The sequence below is a fragment of the Anaerostipes amylophilus genome (assembly GCF_025567365.1).
GTDB lineage: Bacteria > Bacillota > Clostridia > Lachnospirales > Lachnospiraceae > Anaerostipes > Anaerostipes amylophilus.
In genome coordinates, this window is record NZ_JAOQJG010000011.1 from 21,680 (window position 1) to 27,918 (window position 6,239).

The window sequence follows — 6,239 nt, forward strand, 5'->3', positions numbered from 1 at the left end:
AATTTTTCTATATTACTTTTTGTTGCTTTTTGGAACATTTAGTTCTTTTAATGAACCCTTTAATACGTTCTTAGCAACCTCCACTGCAAGTCCTGTATTTGTCTGAGATTCTTTTTGAATCTCATCGATCACAACATATACAAGTACCTGTGGATTCTCAGCTGGTGCAAATCCACAAAATGATACAATGTATGTTCCTGCACTTCTTGGTATCTTCTGTGCCGTACCAGTCTTTCCTCCTGCCGAATAATCTTTCATCTTCGCTTTTGTTCCAGTTCCTGATTCTACGGTTTCTTTCATGTATTTTTTTAATTTATCTGAAGTTTCCTTAGAAACAGTCTGTTTTACCATTGTAGGTTCTATATTACTTACAACTTCTCCAGAACTGCTTCTTAACTGTTTCACAACATGTGGTTTGTAGTAATATCCACCATTGATCAATGAGCTGAAAGCACTGGCCATCTGAATCATAGAACAGTTAAATGACTGTCCAAAAGAACTTGTTGCAAGGTCTGCTGCTGTCATATCTTTCGCATCATGAAGCAGTGATGCTGTCTGTGCTTCTCCTGGAAGATCGATTCCTGTTTTCTTTCCAAAATTAAAATTTCTCTGATATTTTGCAAATACATTCTTTCCTTCTTTCTCTGCAATCTGCATCAGAGCATCATTACAGGAAAGTGAAATACTTTGTGACAATGTGATCAGCCCATGTCCATTTCTGTGAGAACAATGGATCGTATGTGGACCTACTTTCTGATAGCCGTCACAGTAAAATGTTTCATTTCCTTTTAAGATTCCTTCTTCCAATCCTGCTGCCACAGTAAATGGCTTATAAGTGGATCCTGGTTCAAACGCATTGGAAACAATTGGATTCTTCCAAATCTCATTGAAAGCTTTTGTCTTTTGTTTCTCACTCATATTATTAATCTGGCTCTGTGAGTATTTCTTCAGCAGATTTTTGTCATCTCTTGGGCTTTCCGGATTATAAGACGTAGAATTAGCCATAGCATAAATCTCTCCGTTATTTGGATTCATAACAAGAATACTGCTTCCTTTACTGCCATATTTTTTTTCAAATTTAGCGAGCTCTTTTTCTGCCAGCTTCTGAATATTAGAATCAAGTGTTGATACTACTGTCTGTCCATTTTCTGGTTCTACAATTGAATTATCCTGTTCCAGTTCCTCATTAAGATATTTGTATTTTCTTCCATTCACTCCAGAGAGTGTACTGTTATAATACTGCTCAATACCTCCTGTTCCGATCGTTCCATCAGAAACAAATCCGATCATCTGACTTGCCAATGACTGGTTTGGATAACGGCGTTTGTATTTCTCACTAAATACAATTCCTGAGACATTATCTGCCTTATCAGAAGCAATAAAATCCTTAAGATCAGCAATATCACTATAGGCAAGTTCATCTTTATACACAGAATAATATGAATTCTTATGTTTTTTTATAAATTTTAATAATTCATCTTTATCGATCTTCATATATTTATGAAGTGCATTGATCGTTTCTTTCTGTATCTTATCAGATCTTAGAATATTTTTTGGCTCTAAGATCAATGTATACATTTTCTGACTTGTTGCCAATATATTTCCATCACGATCCAGAATATCCCCCCTCTTATAAGGAAGTGTTTCACTGGAATAATTCTGCTGTGACAAAACCTGTCTCTTATAAATATTATTCTTAAAAACACTGAAATAGACAAGTCTTCCGATCAAAATAACAAAAAGAAGTGCTATGAAAGCACACGCAAAGATCGTACGTTTTTTCATAGCATTGTTTAATCGTCTGATTGGTTTTCTTCTTCTCTTCTTCAAGTCAACCACCTCTTAGTCTGCATTTGGTATCTTTCCATACTGCCGTATATATTCAGCATCCTGACTCTCATAACGGAGAATATGGCTTGCATCTGGTTTGCTCATTCCATATTTCTTTGCAGCTGTCTCAATCGTATCAAATTTGATACTCTGTTCGATTTCTAAATTCATATCCTCATTCTCTACTTGTAATGTATTAAGCTGTGTCTTTGAATCAGAAAGAACTGATTTCTGCTTCATAAACTGTGCACGCTCTGACAGATAAAAAAAACTCATTGCTGCGATCACACAGATTCCTGCAACCAATACCTTGATAAATGCAAGATCAATAGATTGCACTCTTTTCTGATTCTGTTTGGTCTGCGGTGTTGTCTGTATTTTTCTTCTTGGTCTTTGTTTTCTCTCTGGTTGTGTGCTTGCCGGCTGTGTGCTGGCTTCAATCTTCCTCGCTGTATTGCCATATATCATATTATAACGTTCTTGTCTTGTCTTATCCATTGATCTTCTCCCTCTTTATGCCCTTTCAAATACTCGAAGTTTGGAACTTTTTGCTCTTTTGTTGTATTCTAGTTCTTCTTCCCCTGGAATGATAGGTTTTCTTGTTAACTGCTTTCCTTTGGATACGTTGCCGCATACACATACTGGGAAGTTTGGCGGGCATGTACAAGGATTCTCATTCTTCTTAAAAGCTCTCTTGACAATACGATCTTCTAGGGAATGGAAAGTAATGATACATAATCTTCCACCTGGGTTTAAAAGATCGATCATCGCATCAATACTGTCTTTCAGTACGTCTAATTCTCTATTACATTCGATACGGATCGCCTGAAAAGTCTTCTTCGCAGGATGTCCTCCAACCGCTCTGACCTTCATCGGGATCGCACCTTTGATGACTTCTATTAACTGTCCGGTTGTCTCGATTGGACTTTCTTTTCTCTTATTGACAATATGTTTTGCAATATTCTTTGCAAATTTCTCCTCACCATAATCTCTGATAATATGGAACAGTTCCATCTCTGAATAATCATTAACAATGTCTCTGGCTGTCAGCGACTGTCTCTGATCCATTCTCATATCAAGCGGAACGTCTTCTCTATAAGTAAATCCACGTTCCTTCTCATCTAGTTGAAATGATGAAACTCCAAGGTCTAACAGGATTCCATCAACATGTTCAATTCCAAGATCATGTAATACTTTTGGCATGTTAACATAATTATCACGCACGATCGTTACCTTATCTTTGAATGGGGCTAATCTCTTCGTACTTGCAGCAATCGCATCCGCATCCTGATCGATCCCTATGTATCTTCCTTTCTCTGATAGTTTCTGGCATACATGATATGCATGTCCGCCTCCTCCCAGAGTTCCATCCACATAGATTCCGTCTGGTTTAATATGTAGTTCTTCAATCGTTTCGTCTAGTAAAACGGAAATGTGTTTAAATTCCATAATCCACCTAACTTATATGCTTAATCCTAATTCCTGCATGCTGGCTGCAATATCATCCATATCCTCGTAAGAATTGTTCTCAATCCACTTCTCCTTACTCCAGATCTCGATACGATCAGCCATTCCTGTTAATACAACTTCTTTCTTCATCTGAGCAAATTCTCTGAGTGTTGCCGGGATCAATGTTCTTCCCTGCTTGTCCATCTCACACGGAGCTGCTCCCGCCATAAAAAATCTAGAAAATCTTCTGGCATCTTTATTGATCAGTGGCAATGTCTTTAACTTTCCTTGAAAGCTTTCCCATTCATTTTGTGGAAACACAAACAGGCACCCATCCAATCCCTTTGTCATCACAAATTCCTGACCTAACTCTTCGCGGAATCGTGAAGGGATGATCAGCCTGCCTTTTGCATCGATTGTGTGATTAAATTCTCCCATAAACACAGGTATCACCACTTTCCACCACTTCTAACCACCTATAAACATTATTTTATACGATACCTCTATAAATTGCAAGGAATAATGCACAATCAAATCTTAGTTTTTTCTTAGAAATTCATGTTTTTTTGCACAAAAAAGAAGGGGCTTGCTGAAAGTGCATAAAATTCCCTTCTTTTCGTGCTTAGATGTGTGATTTTTGTGTGATTTATCTGTGATTTTTCCGTGATTTTCTGCGGTTATATATGATCCAGCCAATTCCAAAAACTGCAAGGATCAGTGCTAACATCTGGGACACCCTGATTCCTGTCGATCCGATCATTAGGGAATCCATTCGTAGTCCCTCAATCAGAAATCTTCCAATTCCATATCCAATACAGTAAATTGCGATCAGCTCTCCATCAAATTTCTTTCTCTTTGTAAAAAAGAATATGATTAAAAGCAGTAATGCAAGATTCCACATAGATTCATACAAAAAGGTTGGATGTACCTGGATAAAAGTTGCTGCTTCATTTCCAGATACTGCATAGGTTGCTTTATCATATAATCCATTGGATATAATTTCATCAATTCTTCCATGTTCCACAAAAAAGTTCGTTGGAATCTGCATTGCAAACAGGCTATTTGTATAAGATCCAAATGCTTCCCTGTTAAAAAAGTTTCCCCATCGTCCAAGAATCTGCCCAACAAGCAGTCCTTTTACTGCAACATCTCCAAATTGAAGCATTGATATATGTTTCTTCTTGCAGAATATATATAATGTAATCGCTCCTGCGATCACTCCTCCATAAATTGCAAGTCCTCCATTTCGAATCTGTATGATCTCAGATAAATGATTCTTATAATAATCCCATGAAAAAATCACATAATAAAGTCTTGCTCCAACAATTGCTGGAATGATCATAGCGATCAGATAGTCGAAAATTAATTCTGGATTGAATTTATTTTCATGTTTTGCTGCGTAATAGGAAACGATCAGTCCAAGTAAAAAGCCTGTTGCAATGATCATTCCGTAATATTTAATTTCAAAGCCACCGATATTAATTCCATCACCGACATTTTTCAGTACAATTCCAAGATGTGGAAATCTGATTTGATGTTCCATCGCTTTCTCTTCCTTTCTATCATCTTAATAAGTCTCTACCTCATTTTGCTGCATACATTTGTTGTCTAAATCAAAGATATCTTATCCCATTTCTCTTTTCTTTTCAAGTCTCTTATGGTAAACTATTCACAGTATGGCCTTGGATATTTTCTTCCGGGTCTGTTTTAAAGAATACCCATGAGAAAGGAATTAATAGATTATGAAATTAGGAATCGTAGGATTACCAAACGTCGGAAAGAGTACATTATTTAACTCTTTAACAAAAGCTGGTGCTGAATCCGCAAACTATCCATTCTGTACGATTGACCCGAACGTGGGAATCGTAACAGTTCCAGATGCTCGTGTTGATTATCTGGCTGAGAAATACCATTCAAAGAAAGTGATCCCTGCAGCGATCGAATTCGTTGATATCGCAGGTCTTGTAAAAGGTGCTTCCAAAGGTGAAGGTCTTGGAAATCAGTTCCTTGCAAATATCCGTGAAGTTGATGCAATCGTTCATGTTGTTCGTTGTTTTGATGACGGAAATATCGTTCACGTTGATGGTTCTGTAAACCCACTTCGTGATATCGAAACGATCAACTTTGAGCTGATCTTCTCTGATATTGAAGTATTAGACCGCCGTATCGCAAAATCAACAAAAGGATCAAGAAACGACAAATCTCTTGCTCACGAAGTTGAATTCTTATCTAAAGTAAAAGCTCATCTTGAGGATGGTAAACTTGCCAAAACTTTTGAGGTAGATGATGAAGAAGATCAGGAAATCTTAAATTCCTGCAACCTTTTAACGATCAAACCAGTCATCTTTGCTGCTAATGTTAATGAAGATGAACTTGCAGGAGAAGATAATGATTATGTAAAAGCTGTTCGTGAATATGCCGCAGACGTTGATGCGAAAGTATTCGTTGTATGTGCTCAGATCGAGCAGGAAATCTCTGAATTAGATGATGATGAGAAGAAAGAATTCTTAGAAGATCTTGGATTAGAAGAATCTGGTCTTGAAAAACTGATCTCTGCCAGCTACTCACTTCTTGGATTAATTAGTTTCTTAACTTCTGGAGAAGACGAAACTCGTGCCTGGACGATCAAAGAAGGAACAAAAGCTCCTCAGGCTGCTGGTAAGATCCATACAGACTTTGAGCGTGGATTTATCTGTGCTGAGGTTGTTTCTTTTGAAGATCTGAAAGAATATGGTACGATGCAGGCTTGTAAGGAGAAAGGACTTGTGCGTCAGGAAGGAAAAGAATATGTTGTGAAAGATGGGGATATTATTGTATTCCGCTTTAATGTTTAATTTATAGTTTCTTTACCATAGACTTTGAGTATATAAGATATCATAAGGGAGTATCCCAAAGTTTGTGTAAACCTTCAAACTGATGTAAGATAATATTACTCAGTTTGGAGGTTTTTTTATGGGAAG

6 protein-coding genes are annotated in these 6,239 nt (G+C 37.2%); 1 reads left to right on the forward strand and 5 read right to left on the reverse strand.

Annotation, left to right across the window (positions count from 1 at the left end; translation table 11 throughout):
* Window positions 1-12: 12 nt before the first annotated feature.
* From OCV53_RS12010 to lgt, 5 genes are all read right to left on the reverse strand, one after another.
* Window positions 13-1,830 (reverse strand): peptidoglycan D,D-transpeptidase FtsI family protein, encoded by a 1,818-nt coding sequence (locus OCV53_RS12010; protein WP_022374915.1) that lies wholly within the window; start codon window positions 1,828-1,830, stop codon window positions 13-15.
* A gap of 12 nt (window positions 1,831-1,842) precedes the next feature.
* Entirely contained in the window at window positions 1,843-2,328 is a 486-nt protein-coding gene (locus OCV53_RS12015; RefSeq protein ID WP_022374916.1) for a septum formation initiator, read from the reverse strand.
* A gap of 15 nt (window positions 2,329-2,343) precedes the next feature.
* On the reverse strand, window positions 2,344-3,279 hold the full coding sequence (gene rsmH, locus OCV53_RS12020; RefSeq protein ID WP_022374917.1) for a 16S rRNA (cytosine(1402)-N(4))-methyltransferase RsmH: 936 nt from the start codon (window positions 3,277-3,279) through the stop codon (window positions 2,344-2,346).
* Between the two features lie 12 nt (window positions 3,280-3,291).
* On the reverse strand, window positions 3,292-3,723 hold the full coding sequence (gene mraZ, locus OCV53_RS12025; protein WP_055198526.1) for a division/cell wall cluster transcriptional repressor MraZ: 432 nt from the start codon (window positions 3,721-3,723) through the stop codon (window positions 3,292-3,294).
* A gap of 202 nt (window positions 3,724-3,925) precedes the next feature.
* Window positions 3,926-4,822: a prolipoprotein diacylglyceryl transferase gene (gene lgt, locus OCV53_RS12030; RefSeq protein WP_055198522.1), complete on the reverse strand. Its 897-nt coding sequence runs from the start codon at window positions 4,820-4,822 to the stop codon at window positions 3,926-3,928.
* 199 nt (window positions 4,823-5,021) lie between these two features.
* Between lgt and ychF the strand changes: the two genes are divergently transcribed.
* Complete coding sequence (ychF, locus tag OCV53_RS12035; protein WP_008392014.1) at window positions 5,022-6,113, forward strand: redox-regulated ATPase YchF; 1,092 nt, start codon at window positions 5,022-5,024, stop codon at window positions 6,111-6,113.
* The last annotated feature ends 126 nt before the right edge of the window (window positions 6,114-6,239 follow it).

What these genes read in the sequence shown, in the direction of transcription:
- OCV53_RS12015 (WP_022374916.1), bottom strand. Translation starts at nt 2,328, where the DNA reads ATGGATAAGACAAGACAAGAACGTTATAATATGATATATGGCAATACA.
- rsmH (WP_022374917.1), bottom strand. Translation starts at nt 3,279, where the DNA reads ATGGAATTTAAACACATTTCCGTTTTACTAGACGAAACGATTGAAGAA.
- lgt (WP_055198522.1), bottom strand. Translation starts at nt 4,822, where the DNA reads ATGGAACATCAAATCAGATTTCCACATCTTGGAATTGTACTGAAAAAT.
- ychF (WP_008392014.1), top strand. Translation starts at nt 5,022, where the DNA reads ATGAAATTAGGAATCGTAGGATTACCAAACGTCGGAAAGAGTACATTA.